The organism is Achromobacter sp. 10T422, assembly GCF_056394065.1.
This window is the reverse complement of the sequence record NZ_JBFTHD010000002.1, coordinates 123,216-148,217: the sequence shown is the minus strand read 5'-3', so window position 1 is coordinate 148,217 and position 25,002 is coordinate 123,216. Positions and strand designations below refer to the sequence as shown.

19 protein-coding genes are annotated in these 25,002 nt (G+C 65.5%); 7 read left to right on the top strand and 12 right to left on the bottom strand.

Annotated features, from left to right (window positions below):
• Positions 1 to 130 precede the first annotated feature (130 nt).
• Genes AC1DB0_RS04840 through AC1DB0_RS04830 form a run of 3 tightly spaced genes read left to right on the top strand, consistent with a single transcriptional unit; the run spans position 131 to position 1,622 of the window.
• Positions 131 to 748, top strand: a complete 618-nt coding sequence (locus AC1DB0_RS04840) for a TetR/AcrR family transcriptional regulator (protein ID WP_342066156.1) — start codon at positions 131 to 133, stop codon at positions 746 to 748.
• Entirely contained in the window at positions 745 to 1,188 is a 444-nt protein-coding gene (locus AC1DB0_RS04835) for a PaaI family thioesterase (RefSeq protein WP_054424163.1), read from the top strand. The genes AC1DB0_RS04840 and AC1DB0_RS04835 overlap by 4 nt, the downstream gene beginning before the upstream one ends.
• Positions 1,185 to 1,622, top strand: a complete 438-nt coding sequence (locus tag AC1DB0_RS04830; RefSeq protein WP_054424165.1) for an NAD(P)-binding domain-containing protein — start codon at positions 1,185 to 1,187, stop codon at positions 1,620 to 1,622. Before AC1DB0_RS04835 ends, AC1DB0_RS04830 begins: the two co-directional genes overlap by 4 nt.
• Here the strand turns inward: AC1DB0_RS04830 and AC1DB0_RS04825 are convergent.
• From AC1DB0_RS04825 to AC1DB0_RS04775, 11 genes are all read right to left on the bottom strand, one after another.
• Positions 1,593 to 2,360, bottom strand: a complete 768-nt coding sequence (locus tag AC1DB0_RS04825) for a phosphatase PAP2 family protein (RefSeq protein WP_454668403.1) — start codon at positions 2,358 to 2,360, stop codon at positions 1,593 to 1,595. The two genes, AC1DB0_RS04830 and AC1DB0_RS04825, sit on opposite strands and share 30 nt — an antisense overlap.
• On the bottom strand, positions 2,357 to 3,151 hold the full coding sequence (locus AC1DB0_RS04820) for a metallophosphoesterase family protein (RefSeq protein WP_054424169.1): 795 nt from the start codon (positions 3,149 to 3,151) through the stop codon (positions 2,357 to 2,359). The genes AC1DB0_RS04825 and AC1DB0_RS04820 overlap by 4 nt, the downstream gene beginning before the upstream one ends.
• Positions 3,148 to 4,122, bottom strand: a complete 975-nt coding sequence (locus tag AC1DB0_RS04815; protein ID WP_425286139.1) for a diacylglycerol/lipid kinase family protein — start codon at positions 4,120 to 4,122, stop codon at positions 3,148 to 3,150. Before AC1DB0_RS04815 ends, AC1DB0_RS04820 begins: the two co-directional genes overlap by 4 nt.
• Positions 4,123 to 4,233: 111 nt before the next feature.
• Positions 4,234 to 6,033, bottom strand: a complete 1,800-nt coding sequence (locus AC1DB0_RS04810) for a gamma-glutamyltransferase family protein (RefSeq protein WP_447981183.1) — start codon at positions 6,031 to 6,033, stop codon at positions 4,234 to 4,236.
• A 163-nt stretch (positions 6,034 to 6,196) separates the two neighbouring features.
• On the bottom strand, positions 6,197 to 7,699 hold the full coding sequence (locus tag AC1DB0_RS04805) for an ABC transporter substrate-binding protein (protein WP_476757723.1): 1,503 nt from the start codon (positions 7,697 to 7,699) through the stop codon (positions 6,197 to 6,199).
• A 195-nt stretch (positions 7,700 to 7,894) separates the two neighbouring features.
• A complete protein-coding gene (locus tag AC1DB0_RS04800) occupies positions 7,895 to 8,791 on the bottom strand; it encodes a LysR family transcriptional regulator (protein WP_476757724.1) in 897 nt (298 codons plus the stop codon).
• A complete protein-coding gene (locus AC1DB0_RS04795) occupies positions 8,788 to 9,453 on the bottom strand; it encodes a helix-turn-helix transcriptional regulator (protein ID WP_054424177.1) in 666 nt (221 codons plus the stop codon). The genes AC1DB0_RS04800 and AC1DB0_RS04795 overlap by 4 nt, the downstream gene beginning before the upstream one ends.
• Positions 9,454 to 9,510: 57 nt before the next feature.
• Positions 9,511 to 11,124, bottom strand: coding sequence for an efflux transporter outer membrane subunit (locus AC1DB0_RS04790; RefSeq protein WP_476757725.1), 1,614 nt, complete (start codon positions 11,122 to 11,124; stop codon positions 9,511 to 9,513).
• Between the two features lie 10 nt (positions 11,125 to 11,134).
• Complete coding sequence (locus AC1DB0_RS04785; RefSeq protein ID WP_476757726.1) at positions 11,135 to 14,236, bottom strand: MexW/MexI family multidrug efflux RND transporter permease subunit; 3,102 nt, start codon at positions 14,234 to 14,236, stop codon at positions 11,135 to 11,137.
• A 13-nt stretch (positions 14,237 to 14,249) separates the two neighbouring features.
• Complete coding sequence (locus AC1DB0_RS04780) at positions 14,250 to 15,383, bottom strand: efflux RND transporter periplasmic adaptor subunit (protein WP_476757727.1); 1,134 nt, start codon at positions 15,381 to 15,383, stop codon at positions 14,250 to 14,252.
• Between the two features lie 158 nt (positions 15,384 to 15,541).
• Positions 15,542 to 17,512 (bottom strand): BCCT family transporter, encoded by a 1,971-nt coding sequence (locus tag AC1DB0_RS04775; RefSeq protein WP_054424183.1) that lies wholly within the window; start codon positions 17,510 to 17,512, stop codon positions 15,542 to 15,544.
• Between the two features lie 125 nt (positions 17,513 to 17,637).
• Here AC1DB0_RS04775 and AC1DB0_RS04770 point away from each other — a divergent pair, with 125 nt between their 5' ends.
• Positions 17,638 to 18,018 carry a VOC family protein gene (locus tag AC1DB0_RS04770; protein ID WP_054424185.1) on the top strand — a complete coding sequence of 127 codons (381 nt, stop codon included), beginning with the start codon at positions 17,638 to 17,640 and terminating at the stop codon, positions 18,016 to 18,018.
• 107 nt (positions 18,019 to 18,125) lie between these two features.
• On the opposite strand, the gene AC1DB0_RS04765 is transcribed toward AC1DB0_RS04770, so the two are convergent.
• A complete protein-coding gene (locus AC1DB0_RS04765; protein ID WP_476757728.1) occupies positions 18,126 to 18,791 on the bottom strand; it encodes a TetR/AcrR family transcriptional regulator in 666 nt (221 codons plus the stop codon).
• Between the two features lie 138 nt (positions 18,792 to 18,929).
• Between AC1DB0_RS04765 and AC1DB0_RS04760 the strand changes: the two genes are divergently transcribed.
• The 3 genes from AC1DB0_RS04760 to AC1DB0_RS04750 are packed head-to-tail and all read left to right on the top strand — an operon-like array spanning position 18,930 to position 24,696.
• Complete coding sequence (locus tag AC1DB0_RS04760; protein ID WP_476757729.1) at positions 18,930 to 20,060, top strand: efflux RND transporter periplasmic adaptor subunit; 1,131 nt, start codon at positions 18,930 to 18,932, stop codon at positions 20,058 to 20,060.
• Positions 20,057 to 23,221 carry an efflux RND transporter permease subunit gene (locus tag AC1DB0_RS04755; RefSeq protein WP_476757730.1) on the top strand — a complete coding sequence of 1,055 codons (3,165 nt, stop codon included), beginning with the start codon at positions 20,057 to 20,059 and terminating at the stop codon, positions 23,219 to 23,221. The genes AC1DB0_RS04760 and AC1DB0_RS04755 overlap by 4 nt, the downstream gene beginning before the upstream one ends.
• A gap of 2 nt (positions 23,222 to 23,223) precedes the next feature.
• Positions 23,224 to 24,696, top strand: a complete 1,473-nt coding sequence (locus tag AC1DB0_RS04750; RefSeq protein WP_175169579.1) for an efflux transporter outer membrane subunit — start codon at positions 23,224 to 23,226, stop codon at positions 24,694 to 24,696.
• The last annotated feature ends 306 nt before the right edge of the window (positions 24,697 to 25,002 follow it).

The following is a 25,002-nucleotide window of genomic DNA, read 5'->3' as shown; positions in this document are numbered from 1 at the left end:
CCCTGAAACCCGTGGGACTTACGTTGTTGGCAGACTGCAAACGACCCGGCTTTGCGGGCAGTCAATAACATTGTTATTTAGAAAAATCGTCGATATGATCTGACTCAATTCAGACGACTTCGTCCCATCCATGCCCTCCTCCCCCGCCGACCGCAACGCGCGCAACGAAAGACTGAATGCCTTGCGCCGCCAGATGGTGTTGGACGCCGCGGTTCGGGTTTTCGAACGCGATGGGCTGGAAAAGACCACGATCCGGGCCATCGCCAAGGAAGCCGGCTGCACCACAGGCGCAATCTACCCTTGGTTTGCGGGCAAGGAAACGATTTACGGCGCGCTGCTGGACGAATCACTGCAACGGCTGCACGCCCATTTGGGCGAAGCGGCCACTGCGGGCGATGCGCCCACCGCCGCGCGCCGCGCCATCCACGCCTTCTTTGGTTACTACGCCCAGCGCCGGACCGACTTCTCGCTGGGTATGTATCTGTTTCAGGGCCTGGGCCCGCGAGGCCTGGGCCGGGACATGGACGAAAAGCTCAATGCCCGCCTGCAGCAATGCGTTGACCTGATGGGCGTGGCGCTGGCGCGCACCAAGGGCTGGGACGCCGCCACCGCAGCCGTCGAGCAGATGAACCTGTTCACCTACCTGATGGGCTTGCTGCTGCTGTTGCATACCCATCGGCTGAAGTCGCTCGGCCAGCAGGCCGACACCTTGCTCGACCACTACTGCCTTGCCCTGGAGCAACGATGACTGCCACCGCTTTAGCCACCGACGCTGATGCACCGCTGATCAGCCTGGCCGACTTCCACATCCTGCTGGCTGACCAACACCCCTTCTCGCTGCTGCTGGGCATCGACGTCGTGCGCATCGGCCGCGGCACGGCACGCGCCGTGTTGCCCGCCCGAGATGCGCATCAGCGCCTGGGAGGCATCGTCGCGGGCCCCATGCTGATGGGCCTGGCGGACCTGACGATGTACGCCGCCGTGGTGGGCGCTACGGGCCAGGCCCATGCCGTCACGGCCAGCCTGACCATCAACTTTCTGCGCAAGAGCCCGGCCGGCGCCATCTACGCCGACGCACGGCTGCTGAAGGTGGGCCGCTTGTCCGCCGGTGAAGTCATCCTGACCGGCGAAGGCTCCGACGAGCCGCTGGCCCATATCGTGAGCACGTGGTCCGTGCCAAAGCTATGAGCCCGCGCATCAGCATCGTGGGAATGGGTGAGACCGGCACGCTGGCCGCCCGCCGTCTGCTTGAGGCCGAGCCGGACATCGCGTTGACCCTGTACGACATCGACCCCGAACGCTGCGAAGATTTTCGCGGCTCGGCCACCTTGGCCACATCAGCGCGTGAAGCCCTGGCGGAATCGGACACCATCGTGCTGGCCTTGCCGCGTGAACGCGAGATCGACCGCACACTTGAGCGCTTCAGCGACGGCGAGGTAACGGCGCCCGTGTCCGGCAAGCTGATCGTGGACCTGGCCCCGCCGCCGCCCGAGCGGGCGCACCGGCTGGACCAGGCGATTACCGGCGCGGGCGGGCGCTACACCAGCATCCCTGGCTTGACCGACGAAGACGCCAGCGGCGGCCAACGGCGGCTATTGCGGCTCTTGCTCTGCCCGGCCTGACGGCCACCAGCGCTCAGCCACCGCCACGCAGATCGCCAGCCAGGCAAGGCTGACAGCGAAGCCCGCCACCACATCGCTGGCGAAATGCACTTGCAGCAGGATGCGGCTCAGGCCCACCGCCATGATCAACGCGGCGAAGACCGCCACACATGGCGTGCGCCACGGCGCCGGCGCCAGCCGCCACACCAGATAGCAGGCCGTGCCGTACACGGCCATCGCAGCCGAGGCGTGACCGCTGGGAAAGCTCCAGCCCGCCACGGCGGCATAACCGTGATCATGCTCTGGCCGAACGCGCTCGAAGGTGTGCTTGAGCACCCAGTTCAGCGCGCCCCCAACCCCCGTGGCGATGGCGCAGAACGCCGCCAGCCGCCACCATCCCGTCCACAGCAGGTACAGCGTCATCCCTACGCTCAGCACCGTCAGAAAATTGCGGTCTCCCAGATAGGTGAACCAGGACAGCACCCACAGCAACGATGAACTCATCGACATGCTCAGCGCGTCAGCCAGCGCGCCGTCAAACGCCACGATGCCGCCCTGGCTGCGCACAGCGGCAGCCAATGCCAGAAACACCAGCAACAACACACCCACCCCGGCGATGCTGATCACCGCGCGCCCTCGCCGCGAGCTGCCGACATACGCGCGCATGACAAACACGGCCGCCGCGCCCGTAACCAGGGGCAGTCCGATGAACAATTCCAAGGCATGGGCCGACGCCCACGCCGCATACACATCGTTCATGAACCCGCCACCAGCGTCTTGTCGACCGGCGCAAACGCGTGCGTGCCCTCGGCGTAATCCCACCGCTCGACCTGGCATACCTGCTGGCCGCCCTCTTCTTCGCAGCGGATAACGTTGACCGAATTGGGCACGCTGCCCCGCACACGGCGCGAGCAGGTCGTGCCCGCCTGCACGATCCAGCCCGCGGGCTGGCCCGCCGCGCTCAGCGGCAGCACATACGGCAGATGAATATGGCCACCCAGAATCAAGTCGACGCCTGCCTGCGCCCAAGCCGCCAGCGCGCGCTCGCGGCCGATCAGCAGGTTGGACAGGTCGGATTCGACTTTGGCGCGCACGGGGTGATGCGCGACCACGATGCGCAACTGGCCCGGCCGCGCCTGACGCAAACGCTGCGCGACGCGAGCGATCTGCGTATCGGAAATCTCGCCGTCCTTGCGGCGGCGGGGCCGCGTGGTGTTCACGCCGATCGCCAGCAGGCCCGGGGTTTCAAACACCGGCTCCAGCACCGCACCCAACGCCCGCTTGTAATTGCCATAGGGGTTGAGCGCGCGCGCAAACACATTGAACAGCGGGATGTCGTGGTTGCCGGGCACGGCCAGCACCGGCAGCGACAGGCGTTCGATGAACTTGCGGGCCGCGGCAAATTGCGCGCGCCGCGCGCGCTGCGTGATGTCGCCGCTAAGCACGACCAGATCAGGGTTCAATGAGCGCGCCAAGTCCAGCGCGGCTTCGACGACAGGTTTGCGTTCCGTGCCGAAATGCGTGTCGGAAAATTGCAGGATGCGCGTCATGAGCGGTCCAGGTATTGCGAGTCCGCCGGCACCACCAGCGGCAACGGCTCGGGAGACACCTTGAATTCCAGCGGGGTGTTCATCCACGAAATTTCGCCGTCCATCGCGACCTTGACGCGCTTTCGCCCGCGTATACCCACCGTCAGGCGATCAAACCCGAAGCTGATGACGTGTTCGGCTTCACCCAGCCGGCTGAACAGGCCGCGCACCAGCAATCCATACAGCGCCAGCGTGCCTACCGGTTTGACGGTCATGGCGACCAGGCGGTTGCGGTCCAGCTCATCGGATTCGATGCCCACATGCTCAAGCTGAAGCTTGTTGTTGCCCACCACCAGCGTGGGTGTGCGCAGCTCGCGCGAGCGACCCTCGGTTTCCAGTTGCAGCCGCAGCTGGCGCGGCGCGCGCAGCAAGGTCACCACACCCGACCACAGCGCCACCAAACGGCTGCGGCCGAAGCGCTGCTTGTAGGCCTCGCGGTCTTCAAGCAGCGTGGGATACAGGCCCAGGCTGGCGTTGACCAGGAACAGCCGCCCGTTGAGCTGGCCCACCTGCACCGGCCGCAAATGGCCTTGCAGGAAACCCCGCAACGCCACCTCGGTATCTTGCGAGATGCCGTAGCTGCGACCGAAATAATTGAATGTGCCTTGGGGCAGGATGCCGAACGGCACGCCCTTGCCCAGCACGGTGCCCGCCACTGCATTGAGCGTGCCGTCACCGCCTGCGGCAATCACCACGCCCTGCTCGTCCTGCGCGCGCTTGACCGCAGCCTGCGCGGTTTCGGTGAGTTTGGACGGGTCGTCCACCGGCATCAGCGTGTATCGCCGGCCCGCCTCGTCGAGGATACGGCGGATGGTGTCCTGCAGGACCTGCGCGTCGCCGCGCCCCGATCCGGTGTTGAGGACGATGAAAAGTGGCTCTTGTCCCGTGAGGGATTGCGCTCCGTTTACCGGGCGCTGCTGGGATGACGTCATGGAAGAAAGATAGCCCATGCCGGCAAAACGCCGCAAGGCGGCATCGTCCGCCCGGGCGCCGCCGATGCCCGCAGCCCCACGGCCGCGCACACCGGCGAGTCCCGCCAAGCCTTAGCGGCCGATCGCGTACGCCTGCATCAGACGCGGCGTGGCCGCGGCATGCAACAGCCCGTCTTCATCCCGCGAGGCGGCCGTCAGACGGCCCACCGACCATTCCGGCACCTCTTCGATTTGATGGCCGCGCTGGCGCAAGCCCTCGATCACATCGGCGCCAAAGCTGGCCTCTACCGCCAGATGACCCGGCTTGCGGTCACGCGGATAGAACGACGTGGGGAAATGCATGGTGTGCGACATCGGCAGGTCGATGGCTTCCTGCAAGTTCAAGCCATGGTGCACATGGCGCAGGAAGAACAGCAATTGCCATTGCTCTTGCTGGTCGCCGCCCGGCGTGCCGAACGCCAGGTAGGGTTTGCCATCGCGCAGCGCCAGCGACGGCGTCAGCGTGGTGCGCGGACGCTTGCCGGGGGCCAGCGTGCCGGGCAGCCCCTCTTCCAGCCAGAACATCTGGGCGCGGGTATTCAAGCCAAAGCCCAATTCCGGAATCACTGGCGACGACTGGAACCAGCCGCCCGACGGCGTCGCTGAAATCATGTTGCCCCAACGGTCGATAACGTCCACGTGAGTGGTGTCGCCGCGCTTGGCAGACGCGCGCATGTCCGCCAGCGTGGGCTCGTTCGTCGCGCTGCCCGGCGCCGACACCTTGGACAAGCGCTCCAGCGTGTCCATCACACGCGCCACTTGCGCCTCAAAGCCCGGCACCTGGCCCGGCAACAAATCATGAGACGCGGTTTCGCCGATCAGGGCGCGGCGTTCCGCGTTGTACGCGTCAGACAGCAGATGCGCCAGCGGCACGTCGATGAACGCCGGATCGCCGTAATACGCCTCGCGGTCGGCAAACGCCAGCTTCATGGCCTCGGTGACACGGTGGATGAATTCCACACTGTTCGGGCCGACGCCCGCCAGGTCCATGCCCTTAAGCAACGCCAGCGTTTGCAAAAAGACCGGCCCCTGGCTCCAGGCGCCCGCCTTGGCCACGGTGTAGCCGTGATAGTCGTAGGTCAGCGGCGTGTCGTAGCTGGCCGACCAGCCCGCCAGATCGTCCGCCGTGATGACGCCACGATGGGTGGCGCCGCTTTCGTCCATGACGTCGGTGTTGCGCGCGAACTTGTCGATCTCATCGGCGATGAAGCCCCGGTAGAACGCGTCGCGCGCCGCTTCAATCTGGCGTTCGCGGTCAGCGCCCACGCTCTCGGCTTCCTTCAACACGCGGGTCCAGGTGCGGGCCAGCGCCGGGTTGCGGAACAGCTTGCGCGCTTCTGGCACCTTGCCTCCCGGCACGTAAACCTGCGCCGTCGTCGGCCAATGCGTTTCGAAAAAGTCCTTCAACCCGGCGATGGTGTTGGAGATGCGCGGCATCAGCGCGTGGCCATGCTCGGCGTAATAGATGGCGGGTTCCAGCACATCGCGCACGCGCATCGTGCCGTGGTCGCGCAGCAGCAGCATCCATGCATCAAATGCGCCCGGAATCACCGTGGCCAACAACCCGTTGCCAGGGATCAGCTTCAGCCCTTCGGCGCGGTAACGCTCCAGCGTGGCGGCGGCCGGGGTCGTGCCCTGGCCGCACAGCACTTCCACCTTGCCGGTACGCGCCGAATAGAACACGGCCGGCACTTCGCCAGCCGGGCCAACCAGGTGCGGTTCAACCACTTGCAGCACGAAGGCCGACGCCGCGCACGCGTCAAACGCATTGCCGCCGCGTTCCAGCAGCGACATGCCGGCCGCGCTGGCCAGCCAATGGGTGGAGGTCACGACACCAAAGGTGCCAAGAATTTCCGGGCGAGTCGTAAACATGAATCATCCAATAGGGTTGTCTAAGCGAAGCCCCCAGAATCCGCCCATCCCGTGCGAGCGCCCCTCCCAAAGTGGGGGCACCGCGGAGCCGGCTCCGCCGGTCCGGGTGTGCCGCCCCCCCCTCAAGGGGGCCCGCGTAAGCGGGTAGGGGGTGGTCCTTCCTCTATTTCTTGGCGACCGTCACGCCCTTCAGGCGGATCAGGCCGTCGGGGTACGGCACGAAGCCTTCCACCTTCTTCTGCACGCCAAAGGTCCACGGCAGATAGAACAGGTAGACGATCGGGCGCTGGTCCTGCATTGCCGTCAGCACCTGGTCATACATGGCGCGCCGCTTGGCGTTATCGGCTTCGGCGCGGGCGTCGTTCAAGAGCTTGTCGACACCGGCGTCGCAGAACTTGCCGTCGTTCAGGTTGCCCTTGCAGCTGATGTACTGGTGGATGTTGCCACTGGGGTCGACACGGCCCGACCAGCCGCTCTGGCCCACTTCGAAGTCACCGCGCGCCAGCGACGATTGCAGCGACGCGAACTCGACCGGACGCAGGGTGATGTCGAATCCGGCTTCGGCGCCCATGGCCTGCACCAGCTCAAACACTTGCTGCATGGTGGTGTTGTTGCCGAACGTGATCTCGAACTTCACGCGGTCGTAACCGGCTTCCTTCAACAGCGCCTGCGCCTTCTTCGGGTCGCGGCCCTTGTGCTCGAAAGCGGTGTTGTAGGCGAAGCTGGCGGGCGGGAAGGGTTGGTAGGCCGGCTGGAACATGCCTTCGCCGATCACTTGGTTCAGCACGTCGCGGTCGATCGCCAGATCCAGCGCCTGACGCACGCGCTTGTCTTTGGCCAGCGGGTTGTTGGCGCGTGCGCCATTGCCCAGATTGACCGAGATCGATTGGAAGCCCAGGCCCGTCACCGGCGCCAGACGCAGGTTGCGATCGTCCTTCACGGCCTTGGCGTCGCTGGGGGCCACGCGTTCGATGATGTCCAGGTCGCCCGCGCGCAGGTTGTTCAGGCGCACGGTGTTGTCGGGAATCGGGGTGAAGACCAGGCGGTCAAAGTGATAGTTGCCGGCGTCCCAGTATTTAGGAAACTTCTCGAGCACGATGCGATCGTTCTGCACGCGCTCCTTGAATTGGTACGGGCCCGAGCAAACGGGTTTGCCGCCCGGGTCCTTGTCGAAGGCAGCGGGCGACATCATCATGCCGGCGCGATCCGACAGCTGCGACAGCAGCGAGGCGTCCGGCTCGGCCAGGTTCAGCACAACGGTGTGCTCGTCCGGCGCGTCCACGCTGGCGACGGTGGCCAGTTCACTCTTGCGGTTGCTGTCCGGCAGCGTGCGGGCGCGGTCCAGGTTGGCTTTGACGGCGGCGGCGTTGACCGGCGTGCCGTCATGGAAGACGGCATCGGTGCGCAGCTTGAACGTCAGCGATTTGTTGTCCGGGCTGATCGTCCAGGACTGCGCCAGCTGCGGCACGATCTTCAGGTCAGGCGTAATGTCGACCAGCTTGTCGCACAAGGAAGCGAAGACGATGCGGCCCACGAAGGTGCGCGCACGCACGGGGTCCAGCACGTCCGGGTCGTCCTGCAAACCGATTTTCAGGGTCGACTGGGCTTGCGCCAGGCCGCTAGCCAGCATTCCCGCCATAGCCATGGCGAGGCAAAGTTTACGCATGAATGATCTCCGTCTATGCATCTTGTTGGATTCTGCGCCAGGCGCGCGGCGATTGTATAGAGCGCAAGCTGTCGCGGCGCTAAATTCCGGCGAGCATTGGCCGCCTTGCGGACGCGGGCGGGTCTGGGGCTGGGGTTGGGATTCCCCGGGCCGGAGACGGAGCCGGGTTCGGGTTCGGGCCTGGGGTCGAGAACCTTAGGGCAGCCGGCAAGGCGCCGAAAAGTCCACCGCCGAGGCCACGGCGTCACGCAACAAGGCGACAAGCGCGCGGTGGTCGTCGCGGCGGTACTGGAAGGAATACGGCAAGGCGGCCAGTTCGGGTTCGCCCTGCAATACCCGCAAACTGCCCTCGGCCGCCAGCGCGTCGGCCCAATGGCTGGGCAGCAGCCCAACGCCCGTGCCTTCAATCAGCATGCCGACAATGGCGCCCCAGTTGTTGCAGCACAAGCGCTCGCCAGCAGCGTCGCGCCCGGCCAGCCAGTCGTCGATGATGCGCGTCGTGCCTGCGCCGGCCGGCAGCGTCACCAGCGGCAGGCGGGCCAGCAACGACGGTGTCATGCGGGTTTCCTCGTCCAGCACGGACGGCGACGCCGCCCAGGCAAAGCGGGCTTCGCCGATCGGCGTCGAGGCAATGTTCGCGCGCGACGAACGCCCCGCGATCACCGCAAAATCCAGTTCGCCGTCCGCCACTCGCTGCTCCAGCACCTGGCCGATATCCACATACGGCTCCAGCACCAGGTCGGGATACGCCGCGCGCACGGCGCCGATCAGGCGCGGCAGCCACGTCAGCGCAGTGAGCTCGCCCACGCCAAAGCGGCAGCGGCCGCGCAAGCCCGGCGTTTGGGTCATGGACGCGCGCACCTGATCGGCCGCGGCCAGCAGTTCACGCGCCTGCGGCACCAGCCGCTGGCCGGCGTCCGTCAGCGCGGCCTTGTGGCCGCTGCGGTCAAACAGCGGCTGGCCCAACGCGTCTTCAAGCTCGGTGATGCGCTTGGACAAGGACGACACCGACAGATGCAGCCGCTCGGCCGCCACGGCAAAGCTGGCGCAGGTGGCGGCCCAGTAGAAGGCTTCGAGTTGCTTGAGCGTCATGCGCGCGGCTGCTCACGCACGCGATACGCGCAGCGCCGCGCGCCCGCCAGAATGTGTTCTTCGCGAGCCACTTGCACGTCTTCGCCCAGCACCTGGCGGAACAGTTCCAGCTCGCTGCGGCAAAAGCCCATACAGGCCTTGGCCGCCGAACAGATCGGGCAGTGGTTTTCAATGAAGACGAATTCATCGCCGTCCTGGCGCAGTTCGGCCATATAGCCTTCGGACGAACGCACCTGCACCAGACGTTCCAGGCGCGCCTTCAGATCGCTCGCGCCCAGCATCGCCTGGTGGTAGCTATTCAGCATGGCGGTTTCGCGCACCTGGATCAGCTTTTCCACGCCCTCGTCGCCAAACACCTGACGCACCGCACCGATCATCTGCACGGTCATTTCGGCGTGGGTGTCCGGAAAACGGCCGTGGCCCGCTTCCGTCAGAAACCAGATCTGCGTGGGCCGGCCACGGCCCGCGCTGTGGCTTTCGGAGTCGACCAGCCCATCCGCATGCAGCCGCGTCATCTGCTGGCGGACGGCCTCGGCCGTCACGTCCATGGCCTTGGCGATGACGGCGATGGACTGCGGGCCGCGTGTCTTCAAGGTCATGAGCACGCGGTCGGCCGGCTGATGCGGCATCCAGGTGACGGGTTGGGACAGGCTGTCGGACATGGCGATAACGAAACTCCTGGGCAATTTGGCTATGGTGCCACGAACCGGGGCCGGCGGTCAGCCTGCGGCGGCGGGCTCCGGGTTGGCATCTGGGTTGGCACCTGGATTGGCATCTGGGTTGACGCTGGGGTTGGTATTGGGATCGGCTTCCCATCCGCCGCCCAGCGCCTTATAGAGCGCTATCAGACGCGTATAGGAATCCGTTTCCGCCACCGCCACGGCGTCCTGGGCGCGCAAAAGCGTACGCTGCGCGTCCAGCACCGTCAAATACGGGGCGCTGCCTTCGCGATAGCGCAACTGCGCCAGTTCCGCCGCGCGCCCGCTGTACGCGGCGGCCTGCGCCAGGCTGCCCAAGCGCTGCTGCGTCTGGCCGAACTCGGTCAGCGCCGACTCCAGTTCTTCCACCGCGCGCAGCACGGTCTGCTCGTAGCGCGCCACTTCGCCGTCGGAACGCGCAACCGCTCCCCGCTTTCTGGCAAGCGCCGTCGGCAAATGAAACGCCGGCCAGTTCACGCCAGAGGCAACGCTGAAGGCCCGGCTCGAACTTGAACCGAAATCCGCCCCACGCAGCGCAACGAAGCCCAAGAAACCGCCCAGGTCGATACGCGGATAAAGCTCGGCCGTCGCCACGCCCACGTCCGCATTGGCTGCCGCCATCGACCGTTCGGCGGCCAGGATGTCCGGGCGGCGAGACAGCAGCGCGCCCACATCGCCGATGGGTAACTTGGCGGTCAACGGCGCCAGCGGCTTGCCGGCGTCCAGCTCGCCCAGTTCCACCGGCCGCATCCCAGCCAGTACCGCGATGCGGTACAGCGCCAGCCGCCTGGCCGCGACTTGCACCGGCACGCTGGCCTGCACAGTTTCCAGTTCGGCCCGCGCGCTGGCCAGGTCGCCTTCGTCGCCCCGGCCCGCCGTCACCATGGCCTGCGTGACGCGCAGACTGTCGCGCTGACTGTCCAGATTGGCGCGCGCGACGGCCAAGCGCTGTTCAGCGCCGCGCAGTTCGAAGTAATTGCGGGCGACTTCGGCCGCCACCACGATGCGGGCCTGAGCCAGGTCCGCCGCTTGCGCTTCACTGCGCGCCGCGGCGCCTTCGGCTGCCCGGCGCAGACGGCCGAACAGGTCCAGTTCCCAGGTAGCGTCAAAACCCGCCCGATAACTCTGCGCCAGATTGCGCTGCCCTGCCGTACCGGCATTGGCCTGCGACAAGCTGCGTTCGTAGCGGCCATCCAGCGTCACGGCCGGCAACTGGTCGAGTTCTTTTTCGTCCAGCACCGCGCGCGACTCGGCTAAGCGAGCTTGCGCGATGCGGATATTGTGGTTGCGGGACAGCGCCAGATCAATCAGCCGGTCCAGCTGCGGGTCTTGCAACTGCCGCCACCAGTCGCGCTGCAACTGGTCGGTAGAGAACAGGGCCTGTTCGGGGCTGGCCAGCGCAACGGTGGCCGCTTGCGGCTTTTGATAGTCAGGGCCGACGGCGCAACCGGCCAGGGCAAGCGCGGCCAGCAGCACGGTGGCCGCGCGGAACCACGAGTGTTGACCCGAGAATTGACGGCCCAAGACGTGGCGGCCCAAGAAGTGGCGACCCAAGACGTGATGACCCAAGAAGTGGCGGCCTAAGAAGTGGTGACCCGAGACGTGTTGGTCCAAGACGTATTGACGTTGATTCATGATCGGTTCCTTAATGCGACGCGGCCGCGCGGGCGTCTTCGGCCTGCGCCGCCGCCAGCTCGCGAGCACGCGGCGTGTCGTTGGCCGCGCGGTGGTCGCGCGCGAAAACGGTATAGACGGTGGGCAGCACGAACAGCGTGAACAAGGTGCCCACCAGCAGGCCCACCACGATGACCAAGCCCAAGCTATAGCGGCTATGCGCGCCCGCGCCGGTGGCGAACAGCAAGGGGATCAGCCCCATCACCATGGCCGCCGTCGTCATCAGAATGGGGCGCAGGCGGATGCGGGCGGCCTGCTCCATGGCGGCGCGGCGGTCCAGCCCATGGCTGACCTGCATTTCGTTAGCGAACTCCACCATCAAAATGCCGTGCTTGCTGATCAGGCCAATCAAGGTCACCAGACCGATCTGCGTGTAGATGTTGACGGTGGCCATGCCCAGCGCCAGCGGAATCAGCGCGCCGCAGATCGACATGGGCACGCTGACCAGGATGATGAACGGGTCGCGCAGGCTTTCGTACTGCGCGGCCAGCACCAGATAGATCACGATGATGGCGAAGATGAAGGTGATCATCAGCGCCGAGCCTTCCTGGCTGAACTGGCGCGCATCCGATTGCCAGTCGTAGCTGAAGCCGGCGGGCAACTGCTGGGCCTGACGCGTCAGGAACTGCACCGCGTCGCCCATGGTGACGCCGGGCATCGGAATGGCCTGGAAGGTGGCCGCGTTCAGCTGATTGAACTGCGTCAAGGAATTAGGCTCCACGCCCATCGACACCGTCACCAGGTTGGACAGCGGCACTTGCGCCCCCGTCGCGCTCTTGACGTGGAACTGCGCCAGCGATGCCGGCGAGATGCGCTGCTCGCGCAGGCTTTGCGGAATCACGTCGTACGAACGGCCGTCCATGCCGAAGCGGTTGATGTAGTTCTCGCCCACCAGCACGGCCAGTGTGTCGCCAATGTCTTTCATGGTGACGCCCAGGCTGTTGGCCTTGGCGCGGTCCACCTTCAGCTGCACGACCGGGTTGTTGTAGTCCAGATCGCTGTCCACCACCATGAACAGGCCGCTTTCACGCGCCGCCTTCTTCAGGTTTTCCATGGCCTCGTAGACGACGGGGTAATCCGCCGCGCTCATCAGCACCATCTGCACGGGCAGGCCGCCCGTGGAACCCGGCAACGACGGCAACTGGAAGGCGAAGATGTTGCTGCCTTCGACCTGGTTGGCCATAGCCTGCATGTCGGCCTGGATCTCGTCGGCGTTGCGTTTGCGCTCGTGCCAGTCCACGAAGTCCACCCCGCCGATGCTGTTGGACACGCCATCTGATCCGTTGATCAGCCAGCGCCCCTTTTGCTCGGGCAAGGTCTTCATCACGTCGTCCCACTTCTTGCCGAACTTCTCGACATAGTCGATGTTGGCGTGCTGCGGCGACTTGATCGCGGTGAGCACCGTGGACTGGTCTTCAACCGGCGCCAACTCGCGCTGCGCCGCGTTGTACAGGAACGGCAGGCTCACCAGCACCGCCACCGCAATCAGCCCGGTCACCCAACGATGATGCAGGGACACGTCCAGCACCCGGCCATAGGCCTCGCCCAGACGCCCGAAGAAGTGTTCAGCCCGACGCGCCATCCAGCCGTCCGACAGGCGATGGTTCAGCAGGAACGAGCTCATTACCGGCGACAACGTCAAGGCGATCACGCCCGACACCACCACGGCGCCTGCCAGCGTGAACGCGAATTCCTTGAACAGCGACCCGGTCAACCCGCCCATCAGCCCGATGGGCGCGTAGACGGCGGCCAGCGTGATCGTCATGGCGATCACCGGCCCTGCCACTTCGCGCGCACCGATCAGCGCGGCGCGCACCGGCGACTTGCCCTCTTCAATATGCCGGTGCACGTTTTCCACCACCACGATGGCGTCATCCACCACCAAGCCAATGGCCAGCACCATCGCCAGCAAGGTCAAGAGGTTTACGCTGAAGCCAAACAGCGCCATGATGGCCGCCCCGCCCAGCATCGACAGCGGAATGGTGACCACCGGAATCAGCACGGCGCGCAACGACCCCAGGCACAGGAAGATCACCACCACCACGATGGCAATGGCTTCCAGCAAGGTTTGCATCACGCCGTCGATAGACGCGCTGATGAAGCGGGCCAGCTCGAACGGCACTTGCACACTGGTGCCGGGCGGCAGGTTCTGCTTGATGTTGGGCACCAGCTCTTGCAGGCGTTTGACGATGACCAGCGGGTTGCCCACAGGCGTCGCGTTCAGGCCGAAATAAACGGCGGGTTCGCCGTCCATCAGGCCGCTGGAATCGGTGGATGCCGCGCCCAGTTCAACAGTGGCCACGTCGCCCAGCCGCACGATGGCGTCGCCATCACGCTTGACCACCAGGTCGCGGAATTCCGCCACGTTCACCAGGTCGGTGTTGACCTGGATGTTGGACACCACGTACAGGCCCTTGGCCTGGCCCGGTGCGGCTTGCACGTTGTTGTCGCGCAGCGCCTGGGCCAGTTCGCCCGCGGAGATACCGCGCGCGGCCATGCGGTTGGGGTCCAGCCATACGCGCATGGCCAGCTTCTGGCCGCCATAGAGTTCCACGCTGGCCACGCCATCAATGGACGACAACTGCGGCTGCACCACGCGCGACAGGTAATCGGTCAGCGCCGCCAGCGACAGCGTCGTGCTGGAAAAGCCCACATAGGCCACGGCGGTTGCCTCGCCGGCGGACTTGACCAGCACCGGGTCGTACACATCCTGCGGCAAGCGGTACTTGACCTCGTTGACCTTGGCCATGACCTCGGTCATGGCCTTGTTGGAATCGGCGTTCAGCTTCATGCGCACCGTGATCACGCTGCGCCCCTGCGTGGACGACGACGACAGGTAGTCGATGCCCTCCACCGTGGCCACCGATTGCGCGATGGGTTGCGTGACGAAGCCTTGCATCAGGTCAGGCGATGCGCCCGGGTATTGGGTGGTGATGGTGATGGTGGTGCTTTCGGTCAGCGGGTACTGCCGCACGGGCAGACCGCTCAGCGCCTTGATGCCCAGCAGCAGAATCAGCGTGCTGACCACCAGCGCCAGCACCGGACGGCGTACGAAAAGATCGGTGAATCTCATGCTTGTCTCCGCCTTATTGCTGGGCTTGCGCCACGGCTTGTTGCGGGGCGCCCAGCGCAACCGTGTCAGCGGCAATGACCTCGACGGCGGCGCCGTTATGCAGGCGCAGCTGGCCGGACGTCACGACCTGGTCGCCCGCGTTCAGCCCTTCGGCCACGACGACCCGGCCGCGCACGCGCTCGGCGGTCTTCACGTAGGCCTGGCGCACGGTGGCCGCGGCCTTGTCCTCGCCCGGCTTGGGCGGCGTCAGCACGTACACGGAATCGCCATAGGCGCTATAGCTGACGGCGGTTTCCGGCACGGTGATCACGTTGGGGCGGTCGGGCAAGCTGATGCGGCCCTGGGCGTACATGCCGGCGGCGAGCGCCCCGTCGGCGTTCGGCAAGGTGGCCTGCACGCGCACCGTGCGCGAACCCGGGTCCACCTGCGGCTCGACCGTGGATACCGTGCCGGCGAATTCGCGTCCGGCGTGGGCGTCCACCGTCACCGTAACGGGCTGGCCAGCGCGCAGCGCGCCCAGCGCCTGCTCGGGCAGCGTGATGTTGGCGTACAAGGTCGACGCGTCGGTCAAGGACACCAAGGCGTCGCCCGCCTTGGCGAACTGGCCCAGATTGACCCGGCGCACACCCAGCACGCCATCGAACGGCGCCTTCACCCGCTTTTGCTCGATCAGCGCCTGCACTCGCTTGATGTCGGCGGCGGCCTGGTCGTAATCGGCCTGCGCCTGGTCCAGCTGTTCACGCGTGGCCGCCTGTTGCGGCAGCAGCCGGCGCGTGCGCTCCAGCAGAGTGCGGGCGTTGCGCGCCTGCGCCTGAAGCCGTGCCAGCTCGCCCTGTTCGGGCGCGTCATTCATCTGCACCAGCAACTGGCCAGCCTGCACCCGCTCTCCTGCGGTGAACAGAATCTGCGTGACGCGGCCATCCACTTCGGCCGGCACCAGCACCTGGCGCGTGGCTTCCAGCGAACCGATGCCCGACAGCGCCATGGGAAAGTCCGCCCGTACGGCCGGCGCCACGGCAACTTTTGCCGGCGGCATCGCCCAGCCGCCCGCTTGTGATGCGCCGCCGAACTTCCAGACCAGCCCGCCCCCCACTGCCAGCACCAGCACGACAGCGCCCGCCGCCCATGCCCCAGATTTCGCCTTCATGATTCGCTCTCTTATTTATCCAAGAATAGTCTTGGATAATCCTTGATTCCGACAATTCCGTCAAAGCGGCTTAATCAATGCAGGAAATAGAGCGGGGCTATCGGCCAAAAAAAACCGCCCGGGCAAGCGGGCGGTTTCGGGGGGGAAGGGATGCGGATTCAGGTGCGGACCATGTGCAGGTAATGGCGATGGCGTTCGTACTGGTCCAGGATGTCGCCAATGACCGCGTCGCGGCTCCAGCCCATGATGTCGTAATCCTGCCCGCCTTCGCGCAGATGGACTTCGGCGCGGAAGTACTTGCGCTCTTCTTCGTCGGCCGCCTCTTCGGGCGTCAGGCTGGGACGCACGAAGGCTTCGGGCTGCACGGCGTACGAAAAGTCCAGATGCTCGCCGTGCGAGACCTCAAGGATGGCGCTGCCGTCGTCTTCATTTTCACGGACCACAACGGCGTAGCCTTGCTTGCGCAATTCGTCAGCCACGTCTTCCAGCGCCGGCCGCACCACATCGCTGATGAAGCGCAGCACATGGGAGCGGCGCGGCATCATGACCATGTTGCGCAGGCGGCGCTCCCAAGACTGGCCGCCGCGCGCCGGGCGCGACAAGGTCAGGGATTGATACCGGATGCCGCGCTTGGTCGCGTCCAGCTTCAACGCCTTGAACAGCCCCCATAAAGACAGCAGCAGGATGATGGAGAACGGCAGCGCACTGGCGATGGTGGCTGTCTGCAAGGCGGTCAAGCCATCGGCCAGCAACAGTGCGATGGCCACCGCCCCCATCAGCACCGACCAGAAAATGCGCTGCCACACGGGGGTGCGGTCTGATCCGCCAGAGGCCAGCAGGTCTACCACCAGCGCGCCTGAGTCGGCCGACGTGACAAAGAACACCGCCACCATCGCAATCGCAACCATCGACAACACGCCGCTCCATGGCAGCTGCTCAAGAAAGGCGAACAGCGCTAACGATGAGTCGGCTTCGACGACCTCGGCAAACCCTTGCACCTTGTCCACCAGGATCATGTGGATCGCCGTGTCGCCAAACACCGTCATCCAGAACAGGGTGAAGCCGGCCGGCACCAGCAGCACGCCGGTGACGAATTCGCGGATGGTGCGCCCACGCGAAATGCGCGCGATGAACAGGCCCACAAAGGGCGACCACGCAATCCACCAGCCCCAATAAAAGAGCGTCCAGCCGCCGATCCAGTCGGTGGGCTCGTAGGCATACAGGTTGAAGGTCTTGTTGACGATGTCAGACAGGTACGCGCCGGTGTTCTGCACAAAGGTCTGGAACAGGAACACGGTGGGGCCCACGACCAGCACAAACAGCAGCAGCACGGCCGCCAGCACCAGATTGGTTTCGGACAGGATGCGGATGCCCTTGTCCAGGCCGCTGGCGACCGACAGCGTGGCCAGCCCGCAGGTGACGATGACCAGGATGATCTGCGTCGTCACCCCAACCGGAATGCCGAACAGATGATTCAAGCCGCTGTTGATCTGCGCCACGCCCAGGCCCAGCGACGTCGCCACGCCCAGCACCGTGCCGATGATGGCGAAGATGTCGACGGCGTGTCCGATCGGCCCATGGATGCGGTTGCCAATCAGCGGATACAACGCGGAACGCAGCGTCAGCGGCAGCCCGTGGCGATAGCTGAAGAACGCCAGGATCAGCGCGACCACCGCGTAGATCGCCCACGCGTGCAGGCCCCAATGGAAGAACGTGATCTTCATGGCTTCGCGTGCGGCGATGGCGGTGCCGCCCTCGCCTACCGGCGGCGACATGAAGTGCATGACGGGTTCAGCCACGCCGAAGAACATCAGGCCAATGCCCATGCCGGCGGAAAACAGCATCGCGAACCACGTGAAATTGCGATAGTCGGGTTCGCTGTGATCCGGCCCGAGCTTGATGTCGCCGTACCGGCTGACCGCCAGGAACACCACGGCCAACAAGATGATCGCCACGACCAGAATGTAGAACCAGCTGGCGTTGCCTAGAATCCAGCCTTGCATGGATTCGAACAGGCTCTGCGCCGACTTGGGCGCAAGAATTGCAAACCCCACGAGCAGCAGCGTGAAGATGGCGGCCGGAAAAAATACAGGCCGATTGATGGTCGATGGCCGGGTTTCTGAAGACATGCAGCCTCTCCTTTCGCCCAAGGGTTGAGAATTGCGGCGCAGGCCCCCCTTAGTCTGGCTGCACGCCGCAGGTATTACTATCACGGCCACCGCACAGCTGACAATCTGATTACGTGGAGATGCGCATGATCGATCACCTGGACCATCTGGTTTTGACCTGCACCGACCCCGAAGCCACGGTGGATTTCTATACCCGCATCCTGGGCATGCGGCTGGAAACCTTCGGCGCAGGCCGCCAGGCGCTGCGCTTTGGCAATCAGAAGATCAACCTGCACGTGCGCGGCCATGAGTTCGAGCCCAAGGCGCACCTGCCGGTGCCGGGCGCGCTGGACTTGTGCTTTATCGCCGACCGGCCGCTGGATGACGTGATTACGCAGTTGAATCAGGCGGGCGCGACGATCATCGAAGGCCCGGTTGCGCGCACGGGCGCCACGGGGAAGATCCGCTCGGTGTATTTGCGGGACCCGGACCTGAACCTGATTGAGATTTCGGAATTGCTGGGCTAGATGCCTAGGCCGGCGTTATTGGCGGGCGCTATTGGCCAGCGTTGTTGGCGGGCGCTGTCGGCCGGCGTTATTGGCCGGCGCTTTTGGCGGCGCGCTGTCGGCCGGCGTTATTGGCCAGCGCCATTAGCGGGTTTGGGCAATGCCGGCGGCGCGTCAGGCGCCGGGTCGCCGAACACGACGCGGCGGAAGAATCCCGCCAGCACCGCCTCGGTCATTTCCAGGCTGACGCCTTGCGGATCAAAGGCATAGCTGAACTGCATGCCGTCCGATAGCGCCAGCAGACCCACTGCCAATTGCTCAGCGGGCAGCGGCAGCGGCGTGCCCACATGGGCGGAAAACTGACGCACGTACTCGGTGGTGGCGGCGCGAAGTTCGCGCAGGCAGTCGGTAAAGCCCACGCGGAATTCCGGGTCGCGCGCCGCTTGCAGCTTGCCTTCCATCCAGAGCAAAAAACAGTCGTTTTCGCGATGGTGCGTGCTGTAGTACGCCAGCACGCGCGCTTCCATCTCGGGCCGCGATTCGCCGTCTTCGAAGATGGCGCGCATATCGCCCATCACTTTTTCGTGATCGCGCCGGAGCAATTGCAGGAACAGTTCGGACTTGCTGCTGAAGTTGGAATAGAAGGCCCCGCGTGTATAGCCCGCCAGTTCGGCGATGTCTTCGACGCTGGCGGCCACAAAGCCCTTGCTGAGAAAAACCGATTGCGCAGCGTCGAGCAGGCGCTGGCGCGTCTGGTCTCGGCTTTGCTCGCGGGTAAGGCGGATTTTCGACATGGCGCGAGTTTAGCACTGGCTCACATTTCAAATACAGGGTTGTATCCGAATACATAACCGCATTAGAATCCAGGCCGTATTGAGTCTGACTTGCGTTGGCTCTTCCTTCTATTGCCTTCCCGCGCCGCGAGGTGTTTCGTGAATTGTTCTACTTCCAAGCCCGGCTGGACGCGCCGTCTGGCGCTGCCCGCCGCGTTGGCTTTGGCATTGGCCGTTTCCGCCTGCGGCCGCAACGAAGCGCCCCCGCCCGCGCCCCGGCCCGTCGTCGCCATGCCCGCCAAAGCCGATGAACGCCTGCCGGCCTGGACCTTGCCCGGCGAAGTGCAGGCGCGCTACAGCACGCCACTGTCGTTCCGCGTGGGCGGCAAGATCACCGAACGGCTCGTCCGGCTGGGCGACACCGTCACGCCGGGGCAAGTCGTGGCCAAGCTGGACCCGGCCGACGCCACCAAGAACGCCGCCGCCGCGAAGGCGCAATTAAGCGCTGCGCAGCATCAGCTGGAATACGCCCGCCAACAACTGGACCGCGACCGCGCCCAGGCGCGCGAAAACCTGATCGCGGCAAACCAGCTGGAGCAGACCCGCAACGCCTACGCCTCGGCGCTGGCGCAGCGCGACCAGGCGGCGCAAGAGGCCGCGCTATCCGCCGACCAGCTGAAATACACCACGCTGCATGCCGACCACGCCGGCCTGATCACGGCCGAACAAGCCGACACGGGCCAGAACGTGGCCGCCGGCACGCCCGTCTATCAATTGGCCTGGTCGGGTGACATTGACGCTATTTGCGACGTGCCCGAAAGCGTGCTGGCGGGGCTTGCCGTTGGCCAACGCGCCAGCGTCACGCTGGGCCCGCTGCGCGGCAAGACCTTCACCGGCGTGCTGCGGGAAATCGCCCCCGCAGCGGACCCGCAAAGCCGCACCTACCGCGTCAAGCTCACGCTGGAATCGCCGTCGCCGGACGTGCGGCTGGGCATGACGGCCAACATCAGTTTCGACAACCGCAGCGCCGCCGACGTTGAGACCTATACCGTGCCGGCCACCGCCTTGTTCCATGACGCCAAGGCCCCGGCCGTCTGGGTCGTCAAGCCCGAGGCCAACACGCTGGAACTGCGCCGCGTCGAAGTGCTGCGCTATGACGCGCGCACCGTCACGCTGTCCGGTGGCGTCAAGGCCGGCGAACGCGTGGTCTGGCAAGGCGTGCACACCGTGTCGGCGGGCGAAAAGGTTCGGCCCGTGGCGCCGCTGCACCCCGAGGACTTCGCGTCATGAGCGCCGCGGATCAAGGCCCGGGCCAGCACCACGACGAAGGCAAGTTCAACCTGTCGGCGTGGGCGCTGCGGCACCAGCCGCTGGTGATCTTCATCATCACGTTGGTGACGCTGTTCGGCGTGCTGTCGTATTCCAAGCTGGCGCAGTCGGAAGACCCGCCCTTCACCTTCCGCGTCATGGTCGTTAAGACACTGTGGCCCGGCGCCACCGCGCAACAGGTGCAAGAGCAGGTCACCGACCGCATCGGCAAGAAGCTGCAGGAAACCGCCAACACGGATTTCCTGCGCAGCTATTCGCGGCCGGGCGAGTCGCTGATCTTCTACACCATGAAGGATTCGGCGCCGGCCAGCACCGTGGCCGAGCAGTGGTATCAAATCCGCAAAAAGGTGGGCGACATCCAGGCCACCTTGCCGCAAGGCGTGCAAGGCCCGTTCTTCAATGACGAATTCGGCGACGTCTACACCAACATCTACACCTTGCACGGCGACGGTTTTTCGCCAGCGCAGCTGCATGACTACGCGGACAAGCTGCGCACCGTGCTGCTGCGCGTGCCGGGCGTGGCCAAGGTTGATTACTTCGCCGATCAGGCCGAGCACCTCTACATTGAAATTTCCAATACGCAGCTGACCGGGCTGGACGTGACGCCGCAGCAGATTGCGCAGGCGATCAACACGCAGAACGCCGTGTCCGCCGCTGGCACGCTGACCACCGCCGACGACCGCATCTTCGTGCGTCCCACCGGGCAATACGAGAACAGCCGCGCGCTGGCGGATACCTTGATCCGCGTGAACGGCAAGTCGATCCGGCTGGGCGATATTGCAACGATCCACCGTGGCTATGAAGACCCGCCCGTGGACCAGATGCGCGTCGGCGGCAAGCCCGTGCTGGGCATCGGMATCACCATGCAGCCGGGCCAGGACGTGGTGCGGCTGGGCAAGTCATTGGGCACGACGTTCGAAAAACTGAAGGCGCAATTGCCGGCTGGACTCACGCTGACGGAAGTGTCCAGCATGCCGCAGGCGGTATCGCATTCGGTGGATGACTTCCTGCGTTCCGTGGCCGAAGCGGTTGCCATCGTGCTGATCGTGAGCTTGGTGTCGTTAGGCTTGCGCACCGGCATGGTGGTGGTAATTTCCATTCCCGTGGTGCTGGCCGTCACGGCGCTGTTCATGGATATGTTCGGCATCGGCTTGCACAAGGTGTCGCTGGGCACCTTGGTGCTGGCGCTGGGCCTGCTGGTGGACGACGCCATCATCGCCGTGGAAATGATGTCGGTGAAGCTGGAACAAGGATGGAGCCGCGCCCGCGCGGCGGCCTACGCCTACACCAGCACCGCCTTCCCCATGCTGACCGGCACGCTCGTCACCGTGGCGGGTTTCCTGCCGATTGCGCTGGCCAAGTCCAGCACCGGGGAATACACGCGTTCCATTTTCCAGGTGTCGGCCATTGCGCTGATCACGTCCTGGTTTGCCGCCGTGGTGTTGATCCCGCTGCTGGGTTACCGCCTGCTGCCCGAACGCAAGCGCGAAGCGCATCTGCCCGACGACCACGAACACGATATCTACAACACCCGGTTCTATCAGCGCCTGCGCGGCTGGGTGTCGTGGTGCGTGGACCGCCGCTACTGGGTGCTGGCGGGCACGGTACTGATCTTTGTCGTGTCGATGGCTGGCTTCAAGCTGGTGCCGCAACAATTCTTCCCCAGCTCGGACCGCACCGAGCTGCTGGTGGATGTGCGCTTGCAGGAAGGCGCGTCGTTTGCCGCCACGCTGCGGCAGGTGGAACGCCTGGAGAACGCGCTGGAAGGCCGGCCCGAGATCGATCATTCGGTCAGCTTCGTCGGCACCGGCGCACCGCGCTTTTATCTGCCGCTGGACCAGCAACTGGCCACGCCGAACTTTGCACAACTGGTCATCACCGCCCATTCGGTGGAAGACCGCGAAAAGCTTGCGCAGTGGCTCACGCCGATGCTGCGCGAACAGTTCCCGGCCGTGCGCACCCGCTTGTCGCGCCTGGAAAACGGGCCGCCCGTTGGCTATCAGGTGCAGTTCCGCGTCAGCGGCGACAAGATCTCGGACGTGCGCGCGGTGGCGGAGAAAGTGGCCGCCGAAGTCCGCGCCGATACCCGCTCGGTGAACGTGCAGTTCGACTGGGATGAACCTTCTGAGCGCTCGGTGCGCTTTGAGATCGACCAGCAGAAGGCGCGCGAGCAAGGCATCAGCACCCGCGACATCTCGGATTTCCTGGCGATGACGCTGTCGGGCTACACCGTGACGCAGTACCGCGAGCGCGACAAGCTGATCAACGTCAGCCTGCGCGCGCCGCAAAACGAACGCATCGACCCCGCACGCGTGGCGACGCTGTCCATGCCCACGGCCAACGGCCCGGTGCCGCTGGGCAGCCTGGGGCACGTGCGCTATGGCCTGGAGTACGGCGTCATCTGGGAACGCGACCGCCAGCCGACCATCACGGTGCAGGCGGACGTGACCAGCGGCGCGCAAGGCATCGACGTCACGCACGCCATCGACAAGAAGTTGAACGCCCTTCGCGCCGAATTGCCGGTGGGGTACCGCATTGAAGTCGGCGGCCCGGTGGAAGAAAGCGCCAAGGGCCAGGCGTCGATCAACGCGCAGATGCCGTTGATGGCCGTGGCGGTGCTGACCTTGCTGATGGTGCAGTTGCAAAGCTTCGCCCGCGTGATGATGGTGGTGCTGACCGCGCCGCTGGGCCTGATCGGGGTGGTGGCTGCGCTGCTGCTGTTTGGCAAACCGTTCGGCTTTGTCGCCATGCTGGGGGTGATAGCGATGTTCGGCATCATCATGCGCAACTCGGTGATTCTGGTGGACCAGATCGAGCAAGACATCCTGAACGGCCACAAGCGCGTGGACGCGATTGTGGGGGCCACGGCGCGGCGGTTCCGCCCCATTGTGCTGACGGCTGCCGCCGCCGTGCTGGCGCTGATTCCGCTGTTGCGCAGCAACTTCTTCGGCCCCATGGCCACCGCACTGATGGGCGGCATCACCAGCGCCACGGTGCTGACGCTGTTCTTCCTGCCCGCGCTGTATGCCGCCTGGTTCCGCGTGCGCCATGACGAGCGCGACGAACCCGAAGGCGTGCCGCCCGGCGCCAACGCTGGCGACACGCTGGAACGAGGAGCCTGATGATGAAGACCCCTCCAATTCGCGCAGCGAAGCTGCCGCTCGTATTGCCCCTGCTGCTGGCGCTAAGCGCTTGCGCGTTTGCCCCCGACAGCAAACCGCCTGCGGTAGCGTCCCCCGCCCAGTACGGCGCGCAAGCCACGCCCGAGGCCAGCGCGTCGGCAGGCGGCGTGGCGCAACGCTTTGAGCGCGGCGCGCGGCCCGTGCCCGAATGGTGGAAGCGCTATGGCTCTGATGCGCTGAATGCGCTGGTGGAAGAAGGCCTGGCCAACAGCCCCAACCTGGCGGCGGCCGAACACAATCTGGCGGGCGCGCGCGAACAGTTGCGCGGGCAGGTGAATTCGTCGCTGCTGCCGTCGGTGGATGCGGGCGCGAACGCCACGCGCAATCGCGCGCTGACCATGCCCAACCTGCCGCAGCCCACCGCGCTTTACAACGTGTTCACCGGCCAGATCCAGGCCAGCTATGACCTGGACTTGTTCGGCGCGGCGCGCTTTGCCAATGCGTCGCTGGCGGCGCAGGTGGAGCAGCAGGCATTCCAGCTGGAGTCCGCACGGCGCTCGCTGGCCGGCAACATCGTCACAGGCGCCATCACCTCGGCGTCGCTTGCCGAACGCGTGGCGCTGACGGAAAAGCAGGTGGTGCTGTTGCGGCAGGTGGCGCGTGATACCCAACGGCGGTACGAATTGGGGTCCGCCTCGCAAAACGATGCGCTGAGCGCCGACCAGGATGCCGCCACGCTTGAGGCATCGCTGCCCGGCTTGCGCGCGCAATGGCAAGCCACACGCCATGCGCTGGCCGTGCTGCTGGGCCGCAGCCCCGATCAGGCGCCGGACGATCTGCCCTTCAGCATGCTGGCCGTGCCGGCGCAGGTGCCGGTAGTCGTGCCGTCTGAATTGCTGGCCTCGCGCCCGGACGTACTGGTCGCCGACGCCGTGGTGCAGGCGGCCGCGGCCGATGTGGGCGTGGCCACCGCACAGCTGTTTCCCAGCCTGTCGCTGTCAGCCTCGATGGGCAAAGGGGGCTTCAGCTGGCCCGCTGCGCTATCGGGCGCGGGCTCGATCTGGGCGATCGGCGCATCGCTCACCCAGCCCATCTTCCATGGCGGCGCATTGCTGGCGGAACGGCGCGCGGCGAAGGAACGCTACGAGGCCTCGGTGCTGCAATACAAGCAGACCGTGCTGACCGCGTTCAAGGATGTGGCCGACACCCTGGCCCGGCTGGATGCCGACGGGCAAGCGCTGGCGTCAGCCGAATCGTCGCGGCGCGCGGCCGAGCAGTCGTATCGCAACACGGCCAGCCGCGTGCGCCTGGGCGCGCTGGCGCCCTACACCGAGTACGCGGCGGAACAGCATTACGTGGCGGCGCGCTTGCGCGAACTGCAATACGCCAATGCGCGCCTGACCGAAACGGCGGCGCTGTTCCAGGCCATGGGGTCGCCCACCCGTGCGCCGGAGGTGGCCGCGCAGCAGCCCTGACGCGCCCTTATCGATCCATCGGCTGGAACACAGGCCCCCGCGCTTACGGTGCGGGGGCCTGTTCTTTGATGCCTGTTCTTTGATGCCTGTTCTTTGATGCCTGTTCTTTGATGCCTGCGCTTTGATGCCTGCGCTTTGATGCGTGAGGCCAGGCCCAGAGATTCGATTCGGCGGGCGGCCGGCTGCAATAGCGCCGTGGTCTAGTCTTGCGCGATGGTATTGAGGCCCATTGCCAGGGGCTGAAGTGGGGAGCGGCAGTCGCATCTGGGTAAACCCTGAGCAATATTGGCGCCAAAATAAGCTAAC

Bases quoted from the DNA above. Each gene is read 5' to 3' on its own strand.
- AC1DB0_RS04840 (WP_342066156.1), top strand. From the start codon at position 131: ATGCCCTCCTCCCCCGCCGACCGCAACGCGCGCAACGAAAGACTGAAT.
- AC1DB0_RS04835 (WP_054424163.1), top strand. From the start codon at position 745: ATGACTGCCACCGCTTTAGCCACCGACGCTGATGCACCGCTGATCAGC.
- AC1DB0_RS04830 (WP_054424165.1), top strand. From the start codon at position 1,185: ATGAGCCCGCGCATCAGCATCGTGGGAATGGGTGAGACCGGCACGCTG.
- AC1DB0_RS04825 (WP_454668403.1), bottom strand. From the start codon at position 2,360: ATGAACGATGTGTATGCGGCGTGGGCGTCGGCCCATGCCTTGGAATTG.
- AC1DB0_RS04820 (WP_054424169.1), bottom strand. From the start codon at position 3,151: ATGACGCGCATCCTGCAATTTTCCGACACGCATTTCGGCACGGAACGC.
- AC1DB0_RS04815 (WP_425286139.1), bottom strand. From the start codon at position 4,122: ATGACGTCATCCCAGCAGCGCCCGGTAAACGGAGCGCAATCCCTCACG.
- AC1DB0_RS04810 (WP_447981183.1), bottom strand. From the start codon at position 6,033: ATGTTTACGACTCGCCCGGAAATTCTTGGCACCTTTGGTGTCGTGACC.
- AC1DB0_RS04805 (WP_476757723.1), bottom strand. From the start codon at position 7,699: ATGCGTAAACTTTGCCTCGCCATGGCTATGGCGGGAATGCTGGCTAGC.
- AC1DB0_RS04800 (WP_476757724.1), bottom strand. From the start codon at position 8,791: ATGACGCTCAAGCAACTCGAAGCCTTCTACTGGGCCGCCACCTGCGCC.
- AC1DB0_RS04795 (WP_054424177.1), bottom strand. From the start codon at position 9,453: ATGTCCGACAGCCTGTCCCAACCCGTCACCTGGATGCCGCATCAGCCG.
- AC1DB0_RS04790 (WP_476757725.1), bottom strand. From the start codon at position 11,124: ATGAATCAACGTCAATACGTCTTGGACCAACACGTCTCGGGTCACCAC.
- AC1DB0_RS04785 (WP_476757726.1), bottom strand. From the start codon at position 14,236: ATGAGATTCACCGATCTTTTCGTACGCCGTCCGGTGCTGGCGCTGGTG.
- AC1DB0_RS04780 (WP_476757727.1), bottom strand. From the start codon at position 15,383: ATGAAGGCGAAATCTGGGGCATGGGCGGCGGGCGCTGTCGTGCTGGTG.
- AC1DB0_RS04775 (WP_054424183.1), bottom strand. From the start codon at position 17,512: ATGTCTTCAGAAACCCGGCCATCGACCATCAATCGGCCTGTATTTTTT.
- AC1DB0_RS04770 (WP_054424185.1), top strand. From the start codon at position 17,638: ATGATCGATCACCTGGACCATCTGGTTTTGACCTGCACCGACCCCGAA.
- AC1DB0_RS04765 (WP_476757728.1), bottom strand. From the start codon at position 18,791: ATGTCGAAAATCCGCCTTACCCGCGAGCAAAGCCGAGACCAGACGCGC.
- AC1DB0_RS04750 (WP_175169579.1), top strand. From the start codon at position 23,224: ATGAAGACCCCTCCAATTCGCGCAGCGAAGCTGCCGCTCGTATTGCCC.